Genomic DNA, 17,180 nt, shown 5'->3' with positions numbered 1-17,180 from the left:
CTGCACTCGGTGCGTGAAGTCCACACCGACGATCGGTAAACAGTCACCGACTTACGTCCGACCACTGTCATCACAGAGCAAAGGGCTATCGCGGCAAAGGGGTCTGCAGTGCAGAACGTGCCTTTCGATGCCGGTCCACAGATGGCTGGGATTTGATGCCTGTGCGCGCTCCGGTGACCCCGACGGCTAGTTGGCAGTCACTGTCGTTGCTGCTGGTCGAGGACGACCGCGCCGACGCGGTCCTGGTGGAAGACCTGATCACCGACGCGGTCACCGACACCCGGGTGGTGTGGGCGAAGTCGATGGCGCACGCGGAACGCGAGCTGGAATCCGCCCGGCCCGACTGCGTGCTGCTGGATCTGCACCTACCCGACGCCAGCGGGATCGACGCGCTCAACCGCATCGCCAACCTCGACGCCACGGTGCCGATCGTGGTGCTGACCGGGCTGAACGACGAGTACTTCGGGGCTTCGGCGGTGGCAGCCGGCGCCCAGGACTACTTGGTCAAGGGCCGGGTCGAGCCGGAGATGTTGCGCCGGGCGCTGCTGTACGCCATCGAGCGCAAGCGCGCCGAACTCATCGCGGCGGATCTGCACGCGACGCAGCTGCGGGCCCGGGAGAACGCGCTGCTGGAACGGGGCCTGCTGCCCTCACCGCTGCTGCTGGACAACCCGGGCGTCGACATCGTCGCCCGCTACCGGCCGAGCCGCGAAGACGCATTGCTGTGCGGAGACTTCTACGACGTCGTCCAAACGGCCGACCGGGTCGTGCACGTCCTGATCGGCGACGTCGCCGGGCACGGTCCGCACGAGGCGGCGCTGGGCGCGGCGTTGCGGATCGCGTTTCGGGCGCTCACCTTCGCCGGTGTGCACGGCGTCGAACGGATGCGCCAGCTCGAACGGGTCTTGTATTCGGAACGAACCCAAACGGGAATCTTCGCGACGGTGCTCAGCCTCGAGATCTCGCCCGACACCCCGCGGGTCAGCGTCATCCGTGCCGGGCATCCGCCGATCCTGGTACAGGCCGGGGGAACCGTCCGATGGCATGAGCCGGCGGGTGGCCCGGCACTGGGCCTGCATGCCGGCGATTGGCCGTCCGAGGAGCTGGACTTACCGACCGGGCACGCCCTGCTCTTGCTGACCGACGGGCTCTTCGAGGGATATTCGGGACAGGGCACGGAACGCCTCGGCGAGGACGGCCTGCTCGCCCTGGCCCGCGCGCACGCGGATCAGCCCGGCCCCGCGTTCGTCGACGCGCTCATCAACGGTGCCCAGACGCTCGCCCAGCCACGCGGCGGCCTGACCGATGACATCGCCGTACTGCGCATCGAAAGGACTACCACGTGATCGCGTCGCGTCCGCTTCGGTTCACGGAGCTCACCGTGCGGGGATGGCTGGCGTTGGTGCTGTGGGTCATGGGCGTGACGGTGCTCGTCGGGGCGTTGGTCGGCGCCGTGTTGCTGCATCGCACCGACGAGGTGTCGCGCCAGATGGCGCAGAACATTCAGCCGGCGCGCGTCGCGGCGGCACGCCTGCAGGCGGCTCTGCGTGACCAGGAGACCGGCATGCGCGGCTACCTGATGGCCGCCGACCGGCAGTTCCTCGCGCCGTATTACGACGGGCAGCGCGCCGAACAGGCTGCGGCCGACGAGATTCGGCGTCTGGTCGGCGGCCGCCCGGAGCTGATAGCCGATCTGGACGCGGTGGAATCCGCCGCCGCCGACTGGCGGACAAACTATGCCGAACCACTGATCGCCAACGTGGCTCCCAAGACGCCCACCTACCTCAGCCCCCGCACGGCCGACATGGGCAAGGTCAAATTCGACCGTCTACGTGAGCTTTTCGATACGCAGAACACCCATCTGGCGGCGGCCTCCGCGGCGGCCACCAACGAGCTCAACGAGATCAACGGCTGGCGCGATTGGGTGCTGGGCACCACGGTGCTGATCGTCATCGGGGCGGCCCTGGTGCTGGGGCTGCTCAGTCGCGCCGCGGTCACCCGGCCGATCGCGGCGCTGGCCGCGGCCTGCCGGCGGATCACCGAGGGCAATTTCGACGAGACGATTTCACCCCCGCGCCGGCCCAGGGACATTCGGAAGATGGCGATCGACGTGGAGGACATGCGCAAGCGCATCGTCTCCGAACTCGCGGTGTCGCAGAGTGCGCAGGCGCAGCTGGACGAACAGGCCGCCGAACTACGGCGATCCAACACCGAGCTCGAGCAGTTCGCCTATGTGGCCTCCCATGACCTGCAGGAGCCGCTGCGCAAGGTGGCGTCCTTTTGCCAGCTGCTCGAAAAGCGCTACGGCGACAAGCTCGACGAGCGTGGCATCGAGTACATCGGGTTCGCGGTCGACGGCGCCAAACGCATGCAGGCGCTGATCAACGACCTGCTCACCTTCTCGCGGGTCGGCCGGCTGGGCACCACCGAAACCGAGGTGCAGCTCGACGCGACGCTCGATGCCGGCCTGGCCAATCTGGCTGTCGCAGTTGAGGAAACGGACGCCCAAATCGTGCGCCCGGCGCAGCCGCTGCCACAGATCCTCGGCGATCCCATGCTGCTGACGATGCTGTGGCAGAACTTGATCGGCAACGCAATCAAGTTCCGGCACAAGGACCGTGCGCCCCGCGTCGTCATCGAATGCGCGCCCGGGACCGGCATCCACGACCGCGAATGGCTGCTGAGTGTGGCCGACAACGGCATCGGCATCCCGGAGGAATTCTCCGACAAGGTCTTCGTGATCTTCCAGCGGCTGCACGGCCGGGATGTGTACGCCGGCACCGGAGTAGGCCTGGCCCTGGTCAAGAAGATCATCGAGCACCACGGCGGCACCGTCCGAATCGACACGTCCTACACCGAGGGGACCCGATTCGAATTCACCCTTCCCATGCCCGAACCCGTCGACGAAGCAGACTCGGTTGCTTTGGAAGGAGCGCATCAATGACCACGCCGGAAGGCAGAGCAATCGACATCCTGCTCGTCGAGGACGACCCGGGCGACGAGCTCATCACCCGAGAAGCGTTCGAGCACAACAAGCTCAAGAACCGCCTGCACGTCGCACACGACGGGGAGGAAGGCCTCAACTACCTTTACCGGCGCGGTGAATTCGCCGACGCGCCGCGGCCCGACCTCATCCTGCTCGACCTGAATCTGCCCAAATACGACGGCCGCCAGCTACTTGAGAAGATCAAGTCCGACCCCGACCTGGCGCGCATCCCGGTCGTGGTGCTCACCACGTCCTCGGCCGAGGAGGACATCCTCAAGAGCTACAAGTTGCACGCCAACGCCTACGTCACCAAACCCGTTGACCTGGACCAGTTCATGAAGGCCGTCCGGCAGATCGACGAGTTCTTCGTTCAGGTCGTGCGGCTGCCGGGCAACGGGGCCTAGCCGGGGTCACTGCGATTCCGAGTGCCGCCGCGCGAACCAGGTGATCAGCCTGCCGAGGACGATCAGCAGCAGCACGAACACGATCAGCAGGAACGCCGCGTCATACGACAGGTCGCGCGCCGTCTTCGACGGCAGGTTGTAGAACGTCCAGATCGGATAGGTCAGGTACCCGACCGGTGAGCCGGTGAGCTTTCCGCTCGGGGCCGAATTCGACCAGCCCGCCGTGTACAGCATCGGCGCCGTCTCGCCGACCGCCAGCGCGAGCGCCACCAGCAGGCCGGTGACGATCCCGGGGATCGCGGACTTGAGCACGATCTTGCGCAGCGTCCAACCGAGCGGCAAGCCAAGCGCCTCGGCCCCCTCCCGGTAGGACGTGGGCACCTGGGCAAGCGCGGATTCGGTGGCCTTGGCGATGTACGGAATGCTCATCGCCGAAAGCGTCAGCACCCCGGCCGCCAGGGAAAACCCCCAGCCAAACTTCACCACCAGCGCCAGATAGCCCACGTACCCGAGCACGATCGAAGGGATGCCGGACAGTATTTCGTAGGCGCCGCGCAGAATGGAACGCGTTCTGCCACCGGCGAATTCGGAGAGATAGATGCCGGTCAACACGCTGACGGTGCCGCCGACCAGCATGACGCCGACGCCGACGACGACGGTCCCGACGATGGCGTTGCGCAGCCCCCCGCCGTTGCCGCGGGTGTTTTCGGTCAGCACACTCCATTTGAAGACCGGCAACGCACGCCCGACGACCTCGATCAGCATCCACAGCGTCGGCACGACCACCACCGCCAGGCAGCACGCACACGCAACCCAGAACAGCGCGTTGACGACCTTGCGCCGGGTACCGGCCACGTCAGACCCCCCGCCCCACCGGCAGCGCCGTGCCCGACACCCGCCGCACCATCGCGCGGGCAGCGACGTTGGTCAGCAACGTGATGACCATCAGCACCAGGGAGACCTCGGCCAGCGTCTTCACCGCGAAGTCGGTGAAGTCGGTCATCGCCGAATCCAGCTGCGACACAACGGTGGCGGCGATGGTCGTCATCGTCGCGTAGATGTTGGCGGGCATCGCGCCCAACACCGCGCCCGACACCATGGCGACGGCCATGGTCTCGCCCAACGCGCGCCCGAGTCCGAGCACGACGGCGCCGACGATGCCGCTCGACACCCACGGCAGGGTGACCCGCCGCGCGCACTCCCAATCGGTCATCCCCAGTGCGACGGCACCCTCGCGGGGCAGCACCGGCACCTGCCGGATCAGGTCGCGGGTGGTGCTGGCGATGATGGGAATGACCATCACCGCCAGCACCAGGCCGGACACCAACAAGCCCTCGCCGTTACCGGTGTTGCCGCGGAAGTAGCTCAGCACCGGCACGTCGGGGGCGTTGCGGGCGATCACCGGAGCCACGTAGTGGGCGATGAACGGCCCGAATGTCATTGCGCCCCACAGGCCGACGACGACGCTGGGGATGCCGGCGAGCAGTTCGAGCACCATCCCGATGGCCGACGCGAGACGCTTCGGCAACCGCTCGACGATCACCAGCGCCGCCCCGATCGACACCGGCACCCCGATGATCAGGGCGATCGCCGAGGTCGCCAGGGTCCCGACGATCAGCGGCAGCGCACCGTAGTAGGCGCCGGTCGGATGCTGGACGCCGCGGGTGACGACGGCGTCGCCGTAGGTGTTGCCGGGGTTCCAGTCGGTGGCCGTGAAGAAGTGCAGCCCGTTGACCCTGATCGCGGGCAGCGCCTCGAGCAGCAGGGTCGCGAGCACGAACACCAGCGCGAGCAGCGGAACCACCGCACCCAGGGCACCCAGGGAACGGATCGCCAGGCCGGGGCGGCGCACGCCACGGATCCGCCGCAGCGCGCCCCCCATCACGTCGGTCACCGAACCCTTACTGGCCGCTGATCTTGGCGATCTGGGCGTCCGACGACTTCGCCACCTCGGCCGGCAGCGGCTGGAAGTGAACCTTGTCCAGGAACGAGGCGTTGTTGCCGTCGGTGATCGCCCAGTGCAAGAACGCCTGCAGCGTCTGGGCGGTGGCGGCGTCCTTCTGCCCGCTGTTGACGATGGCGTACTCGTAGTTGACGATCGGGTAGCCGTCCGCAGCCGGGCCGTTGATCAGCGAGATCGCCTGATTCGCAGGGGTTTTCGAGGCGAAGCCGGACGCCGCGGCCTGGATGCTCTTGGCGTCGGGCAGCAGGTACTTGTCGGAGGCGTTGGCCAGCTGCGCCTCGCCGAGCCCCTTCTGCTGGGCCTGGTCGAGGAAGCTGATGCCGATGTAGGCCACGCAGCCCGGGGTGTCGGCGCAGCCGGTCACCATGCCGCCGTTGCCGTTCTCGCCCAGCGCGCCGGGAACCGTCGGGAAGGCGACGGTGGTGCCGAAACCGGGCGACTTACCCCAGCCGTCCGGGTCCTGCTTGGACAGGTACTGGGTGAACAGGAAGGTGTCGCCGGAGCCGTCGGAGCGGTGCAGCGGAACGACCGGCGTGGCGGGCAGATTCACGCCGGGGTTCAGCCCGGCGATCTGCGGGTCGTTCCATGTCTTGACGGTGCCGTTGTACATGGCGGCCAGCACCTTGCCGTTCAGCTTGATGTGTTCGGTGACACCGGGCAGGTTGTAGTTGATCTGCTGCGCCGAGATCGCCAGCGCGATGTTCATCAGCCCTTTGTGCGCGGCCATGTCGCCCTCGGACAGGTAGGCGTCGGAGGCGCCGATGGCGACCGCCCCGGCCGCCGCCTGCGAGATCCCGGTCCCCGAGCCGGTGCCCTGGGTGGTGATCGTGACGTTGTTGTACTTGTCGTGATAGGCGGGGCCCCACAGGTTGAACAACGGGTAGAGCAGCGTGCTGCCGGTCTCCGACAGCGTCACCGGCGAAGACGCCGGCGTCGTCGCCACCGGGCCGCCGCCGCCACCCTGACTCGGCGCGCCGTTCTGCGAGTTCGAACCACACCCCGCCGCGATGAGGACCAACGGTGCGGCGGCCGCCGCGAGCAACCTACTCATCCGAACTTTCACGATCTTCTCCCTTTCCTTGGTGTCCCCTGCGTTTCTGTGCTCACCCGCTGATCTTGGCGATCTGGGCGTCCGACGACTTCGCCACCTCGGCCGGCAGCGGCTGGAAGTGAACCTTGTCCAAAAACGAGGCGCTGTTGCCATCGGTGATCGCCCAGTGCAGGAACGCCTGCAGCGTCTGGGCGGTGGCGCCGTCGCGCTGTTTTTCGTTGACGATGGCGTACTCGTAGTTGACGATCGGATAGCCGTCCGGGGCTGGGCCGTTGACCAGCGAAATCGCCTGGCTCGCCGGGGTTTTCGAGGCGGAGCCGGCGGCCGCGGCCGCAATGCTCTTGGCCTTGGGCAGCAGGTACTTGCCGGAGGCGTTGCCCAGCTTGGCCTCGCCCAGCCCGTGCTGGTCGGCCTCGTCGAGCGAGCCGATGCTGGTGTAGGCCACACAGCCGGGGTTCGCGGCGCAGCCGGTCACCATGGCACCGTCGCCGTTCTCGCCCAGCGCGCCGGGCACCGCCGGGAAGGCGACGGTGGTGCCGAAACCGGGCGAGCGGCCCCAGCCGTCCGGGTCCTGCTTGGAGAGGTACTGGGTGAACTGGAACGTGCTGCCGGAGCCGTCGGAGCGGTGCAGCGGGACCACCGGGGTGTCCGGGAGCTGCAGGCCGGGGTTGATGCCGGCGATCTGCGGATCGTTCCAGGTTTTGATGGCGCCCCGGTACATGGCGGCCAGTACCTTGCCGTTGAGCTTGAGGTGCTGATGGACACCGGGCAGGTTGTAGTTGACCTGCTGCGCCGAAATCGTCAGCGCGATGTTCATCAATCCCTTGTGCGCGGCCATGTCGCCCTCGGACAGATAGGCGTCGGAGGCGCCGATGACGACCGCCCCGGCCGCGGCCTGGGAGATCCCGGCGCCGGAGCCGCCACCCTGGGTGGTGATGGTGACGTTCGGGTACTTGGCCCGATAGGCGGCGCCCCACTCACTGAACAGCGGGTAGAGCAGCGTGCTGCCGGTCTCGGAGAGCTCCATCGTGGACGCCGCCGGCGCGGTGGCGACGGTGGCGGCGCTTTCGGCTGGGCTCTGCGCGCCGCCGGTCGCGTGCGACCCGCAGGCCGCGACCAGGGCCAGGGGCGCGGCGCCCACCAGGCCCAACAGCGCAACCCACCGAGCCGTCACGTCCTCGCTTCCTCGTGCCCGTTGTCCGGCGAGGCGCTCCCGGCCGGGGGCCGGAACGGCGCGAAGTAGCGGACGGTCTCCTCGTGCTTCGGCGACAGGAACAACTGCTTGGTCGGCCCCTCCTCGACGAGCCTTCCCTCGAAGAAGAAAGCCGTCCGGTCGCCGGTGCGGGCGGCCTGCGCGAGGTCGTGGGTGACCATGATCACGGTCAGCCGGTCGGCGAGTGATCGGATGAGTCCCTCGATCTTCTCGGTCGTGGTGGGGTCCAGCGAGGAGGTGGGCTCGTCGAGCAGGAGCACCTCCGGGTCGACGGCGAGCGCGCGGGCCAGGCACAACAGCTGCTGCTGGCCACCGGAGAGCCGGAATGGTGAATCACCGAGCCGATCCTTGACCGCGCCCCAGAGGCCGACCTCGGTGAGCCGGGCCTCGGCGACGTTTTTGAATTCCTTGCGCGGCACCATCTTATGGGCGCGCACGCCGGCCACCACGTTGTCCATGATCGACATCGGGAACGGATTGGGGCGCTGGAACAGCATGCCGACGCTGCGGCGGAACTCCATCAGGTCGCGGTCGGCGAAGATGGTGCGCCCGCCCAACAGGACATCACCGCTGTGCCGGAATCCGGAGACCTTGTCGTTCATCCGGTTCAGGGTTCGCAGAAAGGTGGTCTTGCCCGAGCCGGTCGGGCCAAGCAGGGTGGTGACGGAGCGGGCGGGGAAATCGAGGCTGACCTGCTCGAGGACCGTCTTGGGGCCGAATCCCAGGGTCAGGTCGACCGCGCGCATGGGCTGGCCACCTTTGTCGGCGACAGGAGCCGCAACTGCGGCGGGTATCTGTTGTTCGCGACGCATTGACAACCGATGCTACGTGTTTGCGGCGCGGCACGCGGTCACCGCTCAGTAACCTCTCATTCTTTGTCAAGGGTTTGTATATTCGCGATTGGTTAACTTTTGTTGACGATCGAAGGAGTTTTGTGAGGTTCGCCCGATCTTGTGTCGCATTGGGCCTGGCGGCCGTCACCGCCCTGGCGCTGACGGGATGCGGCGGCGATTCGAACTCCGGCGCCAAGGCGCCGCCGGTGGACTGCGGCGGCAAGAAGGTGCTCAAGGACAGCGGCTCGACGGCGCAGCAGAACGCGATCGAACAATTCGTCTACGCCTACGTCCGTGCGTGCCCGGGCTACACGCTGGACTACGACGCGAACGGGTCCGGCGCCGGCGTGACGGAATTCGTCAACAACCAGACCGACCTCGCCGGTTCCGATGTCCCCCTGGACCCCTCGACGGGCCAGAACGACCGGGCGGCGCAGCGGTGCGGTTCGCCGGCCTGGGATCTGCCCACCGTGTTCGGGCCGATCGCGGTCACCTACCACCTCAGCGGGGTGAACGGGCTGAAATTGGACGGGCCGACCGCCGCGAAGATCTTCAACGGCACCATCACCAAGTGGGACGATCCGGCGCTCAAGGCGATCAACTCGGGCCTCAACCTGCCCTCGACACCCATCACGGTCATCTTCCGCAGTGACAAATCCGGTACGACGGCGAATTTTCAGAAGTATCTCGATGGCGCGTCCGACGGCGCCTGGGGCAAGGGCGGCAGCGAGACGTTCAACGGCGGCGTCGGGCAGGGCGCCAGCGGGAACAACGGCACGTCCGCGCTGCTGCAGAACACCGAGGGGTCGATCACCTACAACGAGTGGTCCTTCGCGGTGGGCAAGCAGTTGAGCATGGCGTCGATCATCACGTCGGCGGCCCCGGACGCGGTGGCCATCACCAAGGACTCCGTCGAGAAGACGATCGCCGGGGCGACCTTCAGCGGGCAGGGCAACGACCTGGTGCTGGACACCTCGTCGTTCTACAAGCCGACGCAGTCCGGCGCGTACCCGATCGTGCTCGCCACCTACGAGATCGTCTGCTCGAAGTACCCGGACGCGGCCACGGGCAAGGCGGTGAAGGCGTTCATGCAGGCGGCGATCGGTCCGGGCCAGGACGGATTGGAGCAGTACGGTTCCATCCCGCTGCCCAGCTCGTTCACGACGAAGCTGTCGAGCGCGGTCAATGCGATTTCGTGACGATGTGAAGGAGGCTCGAGGGTGAGCGATAGCGCGCCGGCCTCACTGGTCGGGTCCTGGTTCGGCCCCTACCGGCTGGTGCGACTTCTGCGCAAGGGCGGCATGGGTGAGGTCTACGAGGCCGAGGACACCCGCAAGCGCCGCAGGGTGGCCCTGAAGCTGATCTCCCAGCAGTTCACCGGCAACTCAGAGTTCCGCGCGCGCCTGCAGCGCGAGGCCGACATCGCGGGGCGGCTGACCGAACCGCATGTGGTGCCGATCCACGACTACGGCGAGTTCGACGGGCGCTTCTACGTGGACATGCGCCTTGTCGACGGCGTCGATCTCGGCACGCTGTTGCACCGGGACGGGCCGTTGGCCGCGCCGCGGGCGATCGCCATCATCCGCCAGGTCGCCGCCGCACTCGACGCGGCGCACGCCGCCGGGGTGATGCACCGCGACGTCACCCCCGGGAACATCCTCGTCACCCCCAGCGACTTCGCCTACCTGGCGGATTTCGGCATCGCGCAGGCCGCGACGGATCCGGGCCTGACCCAGGTCGGGACCGCGATCGGAACGTATTACTACATGGCCCCGGAACGCTTCACCGACGACGAGGTCACCCACAGTGTCGACATCTATTCGCTCGCATGCGTTTTGAGCGAGTGCCTGACCGGCTCGCCGCCGTACCGGGCCGATACCGTCGAACGGCTGGTCGCCGCGCATTTGACGAAGACCGCCCCCCCGCCCAGCCAATTGCGCCCCGGCGCGTTTCCGCCCGCCCTGGATCACGTGATCGCCAAGGGCATGGCCAAACGCCCCGAGGAGCGCTATCGCACCGCCGGCGAATTCGCCGCCGCCGCCCATGACGCGCTGACCACATCCGAGCAGCGCAAGGCCACCACCATCCTGCGCGAGGGCGAGAGCGCGGCATTGGGCGCGGCCGTCAACGCCCAGGGCGGGGCGCGCGGGCCGCAATCGTTCGCCCCGTCGCCGGGCGCCGACACCGTGGCCGGTCCGTGGCCCTCCGGGGGCAGCGGCGCGATCAGGAGCGACCGGTCCGGTCAGGGACCCTCGCTGATCCGTGCCGCCCCAACGACTTCCGGCCGCATGTATGGACCCCCGACCGACTTCAGGCGTCCCGTCGTGCCGCCCGACAACAAACGTCGACAGTGGATCATCGTCGGCGCCATCGCTCTGGTCGCGCTGGTCGCTTTCGTCGTGGCGGTCGTCGGCTACCTTTCCACCGAATCCTCTGGGCCGTCGAAGCAGGCGAGCGGTCAAAGTGTGTTGCCGTTCAAGGGCATTGACTTTCGTTTGTCCCCGGGTGGGGTGGCGCTGGACAGCGCAGGCAACGTCTACGTGACCAGCGAGGGCATGTACGGGCGGGCGGTGAAGCTGACGACCGGTTCGGACGCCACGACGGTGCTGCCGTTCAACGGGCTCTACCAGCCGCAGGGCTTGGCCGTCGACGGTGCGGGCACGGTGTACGTCGCCGATTTCAATAACCGGGTGCTCAGCATGGCCGCGGGCTCCAACAGCCAGAAGCAGCTGCCGTTTACCGGCCTGAGCTATCCGGAGGGCGTCGCGGTCGACAGCCAGGGTGCCGTGTATGTCGCCGACCGCGGCAACAGCAGGGTGGTGAAGCTGGCGGCGGGATCCAGCACTCAGACCGTGCTTCCGTTCAACGGGCTCAAGAACCCGGACGGCGTGGCCGTCGATCCCGCGGGCAACGTGTACGTCGCCGACACCGACAACAACAGGGTGGTCAAGCTCGACGCCGCGTCGAATACCGCGTCGGAGTTGCCATTTCACGACCTGTCGGTGCCGTGGGGGATCGCCGTGGACAACAGCGGCACGGTGTACGTCACCGAGCACGACAAAAACGACGTCATGAAATACCCTCAGGGCGCGACCACAGGGACCGTCGTGCCGTTCACCGGACTCAACACCCCCTTGGCGGTGACGGTCGACAAGGACCAGAACCTCTACGTCGCCGACCGCGGCAACGACCGGGTGGTCAAGCTGATGCCGTAAGGCCTAGGGTGCGCCCAGATACTTTTCGGTGTGCTGGCCGAGGGCGGGCGGGGGTTCGGCGGCCCACCCGGCCGACAAGGCGTCAAAGCTGGAATAGCGTGCCGGAGTGCGGATTACCGTGACCTCATCCGCGCCCTCGCCGACCGACAGGGCGAGCTCGTTCTCGGCGAACAGCGGGGTGGCAACCACCTGCTTCCAGGTGTAGGCATGGCAGGCCATCAGGCCACCCGCCTGTAGCAGCCGGACCCATTCGTCGGCGGTCTTGGCGGCCAAAGCTTTCTCGAGTTCCTCGGTCAGTTCGGGATAGTTGAGCGCCCGCGCGCGCTGGTCGACGAATCGCTCGTCGTCGCGCATGTCGGGCCGGCCGATGATCTCGCACAGCTTGTCCCAGTGCTTGGGCACGTACGCGCTGATCACCAGGTAGCCGTCGGCGGCCTTGAAGGCGTCCGACGGTTGGGTGGCGAATCCAACACCCTTGCGCCGCTTGGGTTTTGGCGTGGCTTCCGATTGGGGGGCGTCGCTCGGCTTGTTCAGGTGAATGGTCAGCTGACTAGCCTGCAGGCTGACCGCGACGTCATACATGGCGACCCGCACCACGTCGGCGACCCCGTGGCGTTCACGGTTGAGCAGCGCGGCCAGCACCGCCTGGGCGAGCACGTGACCGCTGGCGGCGTCGACGAGTTGGAACGGGATGATCTGGGGTTTGCCGGTGGGCGTGGGCATCCCGGTGGTCATGCCGGACTCGGCGGCGACCATCAGGTCCACCCCCGGCCGGCTGCCCTCGGGGCCGTTGCCGCCGTACGCGGAAAGACGCGCATAGATGAGTTTGGGATTGCGCGACTGCAGCTCGTCGGGACCCAGGCCCATGCGTTCCATCACCCCGGGCCGAAACCCTTCCAGCACAACGTCTGCCGTGTCGACCAGCTTGAGGATCTGCTGCTTGGCGTCGTCGCTGCGCAGGTCGGCCATCACCGACTTCTTGCCCCGGTTGTGGGGGAGGAACAGGGTGGCCAGCGGCGGGCGCCCGGGCAGTACGGCGGTGATGTGCCGGGCCGCCTCGCCGATGGGCGCCTCGATCTTGATGACCTCGGCACCCAGATCGGCCAGCACCTGTCCGGCCATCGGCCCGGCGATGTTCTGGGTGAAGTCGAGCACCCGGAATCCGTCAAGGGGCTTGGCGGGCTTGCTGTTCGGCATCGTCTACCCCGTCTTGTTCAGCACCGCGGTGCAGTAGTAGTTCTGGGCGAAGGGCGCGTCGGGGTCGGTCGACTGCAGCGGCAGGCCGGTGTTGGCCAGCAGCTGGTTGAGCGGGGTGCGCACCGGCTGCCACCCCCGCTGCTGCAGGTAGGTGGCCACGTCGTTGCGCTCGCCGGGGAAGCCCAGTTCGCCTAGGGCGATGTCGAGGCCGCTGCGCCGCCACTTCTCGCTCGCGGCGTTCAGCGCGTCCCCGCTGACCCCTGTGTTCGTGAACACCTCGGCCACCAACTGGCTGCCGTCGGCGGACAGGTCGGTGACGTTGTCCAGCAACCGATCCTGAGCCTCCGGCGGCAGGAAGCCGATCAGCCCCTCGGCCGCCCAGGCGGCGGGCCGCCCGGTGTCGAAGCCGGCCTGTCGCAGCGCCGACGGCCAGTCGTGGCGCAGGTCGACCGGGACGTTGCGCACCTCGGCGGTGGGCTCGGCGCCGAGTTCGGCGATGGTGGCGGCCTTGAACTCCAGGACCTGGGGCTGGTCGATCTCGAACACCGTGGTGCCCGGCGCCCACGGCAGGCGGTAGGCGCGCGCGTCCAGGCCGGAGGCCAGGATGACCACCTGGTCGATGGCGGGGTCCTTCTGGACGCCCGCCTCGGCGAAGAACGCGTCGATGTACCGGGTACGGGCGGCCATCATGTCGGTCATGCGTTGCATGCCCCACGGGGCGCCCGGCTCGTCGACGTCGGCGGCGGCGAGCTCGCCGGCGGCCCACCGGGTCATGAAGTCGACGCCGACCGCGCGCACCAGCGGCTCGGCGAACCGATCGTCGATCAGCCCGTCGCGGGTGGCCCGGGCCCGCCCGGCGGCCACCATGGTGGCGGTCGCTCCCACGCTGGTCGCCAGGTCCCAGGTGTCGTCGTCGGTGCGCGCCATCGAGGGATTCCTTCCGATCTACTGGTTAGCCACCATAACTACCGGCGCCGGAGGCCCGGGCGCGAGGTGCGCGCCCGCGCTGTCTTCAGCCGGCGCGCTCGCCGTTCACCGAGCCGCGTGGCGAGTCCAGCCGGTAGCGGATCAGCCGAGAACTGTTGGCCACCACGGCAACCGACGACGCGTTGTGCAGGATCGCGGCCAGCACCGGGGACAGCGCGCCGCCCGCGCCGATGATCAGCCCGGCGGCGTTGACGGCGATGGACATGCCGTAGTTCTCCCGGATCACGTCGACCGCGCGAGCGCCCAGGTCGCCCACATCGAGCAGGCGATGCAGGTCGTCGTTGGCCAGCGCCACGTCGGCCGTCTCGACGGCGACGTCGGTTCCGGCCAGCCCCATCGCGATCCCGATGTCGGCGGCGGCCAGCGCGGGGGCGTCGTTGATGCCGTCGCCGACCATGCCGACGGTATAACCCTCGTCCTGCAGGTCGCGCACCGCAGCGAGCTTGTCCTCGGGCATCACCTCGGCACGCCACTCGTCGATCCCGAGCTCGCCGGCCACCACCTCGGCGATGTCGGGGTGATCGCCGGTGAGCATGACGATCCGGCGAATCCCGTTGGCGCGCAACTTCTCCAGGACGGCGGGGGCCTCGGGGCGCACCTCGTCGCGCAGGCTGATCAGTCCCACCAGTTTGCCGTCGACGGCGAGCAGCAGCGGGGTCTCGGCCTGCCGGCGCAGGCGTTCCACCCACTCCGACGCCTTCTTGGACACCCGCACCTTTTCGGCGCGCAGCAGCCCGGGGCTGCCCAGCAGCAGGGTCCGGCCGTCGGCCCAGGTCCGCATGCCCAGGCCCACCAGGACCTCGCACTCCTCGTGTGGCGGAATGGTGATGTGGCGTTCCTCGGTGGACCGGATCACCGCCTCGGCCAGCGGGTGCCGGGAGTGGATCTCCGAGCTGGCCGCATACGCCAGCACCTGCTCGGGTTGCCAATCGGAGTGCAGCGCAATGATATTGGTGACGACGGGCCGGCCGACGGTCAGCGTGCCGGTCTTGTCGAACACGATCGCGTCCACGCGGCCGGCCTGCTCTAGGTGCGAACCACCCTTGATCAGAATGCCGCGGCGGGCACCGTTGCCGATCGCCGCGCTGATCGCGGTGGGGGTGGCCAGGCCCACCGCGCACGGACAGGCGATGAGCAGCATGGTCATTGCCCGCCGGACGTCGCCGGTGATCGCCAGCGTGATGGCCGAGACGATGAACGAGGTGGGAACGAAACGGCGGGAGAAGTTTTCGCCGACGGTCTGGATCGGCGCCCGGTCGTGCTGCGCCTCCTCGACCCGGGTGATGATGCGGCCGATGGTGGTCTGGTTGCCGACGGCGCGGGCGCGCACCACCAGGCGTCCGCGCACCACCACCGAACCGGCGTGCACGTGCGCACCGACCACCACGCTGACGGGCAGATTCTCGCCGGTGATCGCGGACTGGTTGACGATCGCCTCGCCGTCGACCACCTCGCCGTCGACCGGTATGGCAACGTGGTCGTGCACCACCACCTCGTCGCCGATCTGCACGGTGTCGATCGGCACCTGAACCTCGGTTCCCGCCTCGGGCCCGTCGGACAGCCGGATCCAGGCCGTGTCCTGGCTGCCGCGCAGCAGTTCGGAGATGGCGCGGCGGGTCCGGCGCAACGTCAGATCCTGAAGGTACTCACCGATATTGAGCAACCACAGCACGGTGAGCGCGACGACGTTCTCGCGCAGCACCAGGCTTGCCACGGTCGCCGCCGAGACCAGCGCGTCGGTGCCGGCCCTGCCCGAGCGCAGCGAGCGCAGCGCGCCGCGCAGGAAGGGATAGCCGGTGAAGACGGTGACACCGGTGGCGAACAGCCGGCCACTGGGTCCCAGCAGCGGCGGCCGCGCGAAGACGTAGCGACGCACCCCGAGCAGGGCCAGCGCGGCGCCCCCGACGACCATGCGCAGCACGTCGGCGTTGCGGATCTCGTCCGAATGCGGCGCGCGGACCGGGATCAGCTCGGCGGCGACATGCGCCGCCTCGCCGATTGCAGCGAGCACCGCGGAGCGGTCGCAGCGCCGGGGCGAGTACCAGACGACGACCGATCCGGTGCGCGGGTAGGCGTGCACCACGCGCACGCCGTCACACTTGGCCACGGCCTCTTCCACCGCCACGGCGCGCCGGGAGTTGGCGCGCACCCAGTCGACGGCCACCCGCATGCGTCCGCCGGCATCCGAAATGACTTGCAGCGCAGGGTCTTGCGGCTGAATCAAAGGATCAGTGCTCGTGGTCGTGGGTATCGGCGATCGACGGCGTGGGCGCCTCCTCGCCAATTCGCTCGCGGGCCTCGGCCATGACGTCGGCGAGCTTGAGGCGCGCCGACTCGGCGGCCTCCTCGGCCCTGCGGGTGCCACGCAGTCCGAGCTCGGCCCCCTTGACCGCGGTCTCGTGCAGCGGCGCCTTGGCCACGGCTTTGCGCACCACCTCGTAGGCCGTCACGCCGACCAGCCCGGTGACCACCGTGCCTGCCGCCTTTGCCAGGAGTCCGTACACCGCCATTGCCGCACCCTTCCTATCGCCTCAGCGTTCAGCCATGCTTGCACGACGTTAACATCGAAATATAGCGATATCAATATGTATTGGGGCGGGGCCGCCGGGCGTCACAGCACCCTGGTGACCTTTTCGCTCTCGATTCGGCGCTGTTGCCCGGCCGGGTCCGCGTTGGCCACCTGCACCAGCGAGGCGCCGACGGCCATGATCGCCAGCAGGCCGTCCACCAGTTCGGCGGGCCCGGACCATGACGCGCCGGACAGTACTCGATCGCTCGACGTCAAACCCCTTGTCGCGGCGGAGCTTTGACAATCGGCGAGCACCTGCTCGACGGATCGTCCACCCAGCGCCGGCCCCGGGCGCGGCTCGGGAACGATCTGATCGCCGTGCACCCGCACGGCGGTGGCGTAGTCCGTCACGCCGATCGGCAGGTCGGGTGCCGGGCGGCCGAACGCATCCAGCGACAGCACCGCCACCTCGCCCCCCGATACCGTGGCGTCGGCTTCCTCGAGCCGCTCCGCCGTGCACAGCGCGAGGTCCGCCGGGCCCGCCAGCACCGCCTCGGCGCCGATCCACCAGGCCCCGAACAGCACCGCCGCCGTCTGCCAGTGCGCGGGCAACAGGATCGCCACCCGGCTGGACGGCCCGGCGCCCAGCTCGTCGCGCAACAGGTTGCCCGTCTTGGCCGCCCAGTTGGCCAGCGTCACGGCGGACAGTTCGATGCGCTCGCCGGTGACGTCGTCGTAGTAGGTGATGCGCGGACCGACCGGATCGGCCCGCAGCATCGGATCCAGGATGGCCCCGCTGAGCGTGATCAGTTGATGCACCGG

General features: G+C 68.4%; 15 protein-coding genes. 5 read left to right on the top strand and 10 right to left on the bottom strand.

Going from position 1 to position 17,180, the window contains the following annotated elements; translation table 11 throughout:
- The first annotated feature begins 155 nt into the window (after positions 1-155).
- The 3 genes from AC5Y30_RS19600 to AC5Y30_RS19590 are packed head-to-tail and all read left to right on the top strand — an operon-like array spanning position 156 to position 3,390.
- Positions 156-1,346, top strand: a complete 1,191-nt coding sequence (locus AC5Y30_RS19600) for a PP2C family protein-serine/threonine phosphatase (protein WP_499920371.1) — start codon at positions 156-158, stop codon at positions 1,344-1,346.
- Complete coding sequence (locus AC5Y30_RS19595; RefSeq protein ID WP_499920369.1) at positions 1,343-2,944, top strand: sensor histidine kinase; 1,602 nt, start codon at positions 1,343-1,345, stop codon at positions 2,942-2,944. The genes AC5Y30_RS19600 and AC5Y30_RS19595 overlap by 4 nt, the downstream gene beginning before the upstream one ends.
- Positions 2,941-3,390 (top strand): response regulator, encoded by a 450-nt coding sequence (locus tag AC5Y30_RS19590; protein ID WP_083097908.1) that lies wholly within the window; start codon positions 2,941-2,943, stop codon positions 3,388-3,390. The genes AC5Y30_RS19595 and AC5Y30_RS19590 overlap by 4 nt, the downstream gene beginning before the upstream one ends.
- A 6-nt stretch (positions 3,391-3,396) precedes the next feature.
- On the opposite strand, the gene pstA is transcribed toward AC5Y30_RS19590, so the two are convergent.
- From pstA to AC5Y30_RS19565, 5 genes are read right to left on the bottom strand one after another with little or no spacing between them, the layout of a single operon-like run.
- Complete coding sequence (gene pstA / locus AC5Y30_RS19585; protein ID WP_499920367.1) at positions 3,397-4,245, bottom strand: phosphate ABC transporter permease PstA; 849 nt, start codon at positions 4,243-4,245, stop codon at positions 3,397-3,399.
- Between the two features lies 1 nt (position 4,246).
- The gene (gene pstC / locus AC5Y30_RS19580) at positions 4,247-5,272 is read right to left on the bottom strand and encodes a phosphate ABC transporter permease subunit PstC (protein ID WP_499920748.1); all 1,026 of its coding nucleotides are present in this window, start codon (positions 5,270-5,272) and stop codon (positions 4,247-4,249) included.
- Positions 5,273-5,291: 19 nt separating this feature from the next.
- The gene (gene pstS, locus AC5Y30_RS19575; RefSeq protein ID WP_499920366.1) at positions 5,292-6,404 is read right to left on the bottom strand and encodes a phosphate ABC transporter substrate-binding protein PstS; all 1,113 of its coding nucleotides are present in this window, start codon (positions 6,402-6,404) and stop codon (positions 5,292-5,294) included.
- A gap of 52 nt (positions 6,405-6,456) precedes the next feature.
- On the bottom strand, positions 6,457-7,578 hold the full coding sequence (gene pstS, locus AC5Y30_RS19570; protein WP_499920364.1) for a phosphate ABC transporter substrate-binding protein PstS: 1,122 nt from the start codon (positions 7,576-7,578) through the stop codon (positions 6,457-6,459).
- Positions 7,575-8,363 (bottom strand): ATP-binding cassette domain-containing protein, encoded by a 789-nt coding sequence (locus tag AC5Y30_RS19565; protein WP_499920360.1) that lies wholly within the window; start codon positions 8,361-8,363, stop codon positions 7,575-7,577. The genes pstS (AC5Y30_RS19570) and AC5Y30_RS19565 overlap by 4 nt, the downstream gene beginning before the upstream one ends.
- A gap of 188 nt (positions 8,364-8,551) precedes the next feature.
- On the opposite strand from AC5Y30_RS19565, the gene pstS (AC5Y30_RS19560) reads away from it, so the two are divergent.
- Together pstS (AC5Y30_RS19560) and AC5Y30_RS19555 are read left to right on the top strand one after the other, a co-directional pair.
- Positions 8,552-9,649, top strand: a complete 1,098-nt coding sequence (pstS, locus tag AC5Y30_RS19560; RefSeq protein WP_499920358.1) for a phosphate ABC transporter substrate-binding protein PstS — start codon at positions 8,552-8,554, stop codon at positions 9,647-9,649.
- A gap of 21 nt (positions 9,650-9,670) precedes the next feature.
- The gene (locus AC5Y30_RS19555) at positions 9,671-11,665 is read left to right on the top strand and encodes a serine/threonine-protein kinase PknD (RefSeq protein ID WP_499920357.1); all 1,995 of its coding nucleotides are present in this window, start codon (positions 9,671-9,673) and stop codon (positions 11,663-11,665) included.
- 3 nt (positions 11,666-11,668) lie between these two features.
- Here AC5Y30_RS19555 and AC5Y30_RS19550 read toward each other — a convergent pair whose 3' ends face one another.
- The 5 genes from AC5Y30_RS19550 to AC5Y30_RS19530 form a co-directional block, all read right to left on the bottom strand.
- Positions 11,669-12,862 carry a CaiB/BaiF CoA transferase family protein gene (locus AC5Y30_RS19550; RefSeq protein ID WP_499920355.1) on the bottom strand — a complete coding sequence of 398 codons (1,194 nt, stop codon included), beginning with the start codon at positions 12,860-12,862 and terminating at the stop codon, positions 11,669-11,671.
- Positions 12,863-12,865: 3 nt separating this feature from the next.
- Complete coding sequence (locus AC5Y30_RS19545; protein ID WP_499920354.1) at positions 12,866-13,789, bottom strand: class I SAM-dependent methyltransferase; 924 nt, start codon at positions 13,787-13,789, stop codon at positions 12,866-12,868.
- An 85-nt stretch (positions 13,790-13,874) separates the two neighbouring features.
- Positions 13,875-16,019: a manganese-exporting P-type ATPase CtpC gene (ctpC, locus tag AC5Y30_RS19540; RefSeq protein ID WP_499920746.1), complete on the bottom strand. Its 2,145-nt coding sequence runs from the start codon at positions 16,017-16,019 to the stop codon at positions 13,875-13,877.
- Positions 16,020-16,077: 58 nt separating this feature from the next.
- Positions 16,078-16,359, bottom strand: coding sequence for a DUF1490 family protein (locus AC5Y30_RS19535; protein WP_499920352.1), 282 nt, complete (start codon positions 16,357-16,359; stop codon positions 16,078-16,080).
- Positions 16,360-16,460: 101 nt separating this feature from the next.
- Entirely contained in the window at positions 16,461-17,177 is a 717-nt protein-coding gene (locus tag AC5Y30_RS19530) for a TIGR03089 family protein (protein WP_499920350.1), read from the bottom strand.
- Between the last annotated feature and the right edge of the window lie 3 nt (positions 17,178-17,180).

The organism is Mycobacterium sp. NGS27 (assembly GCF_059813005.1).
Note: the sequence above shows the minus strand (reverse complement) of the source record. Positions and strands in the feature narration are given on the sequence as shown.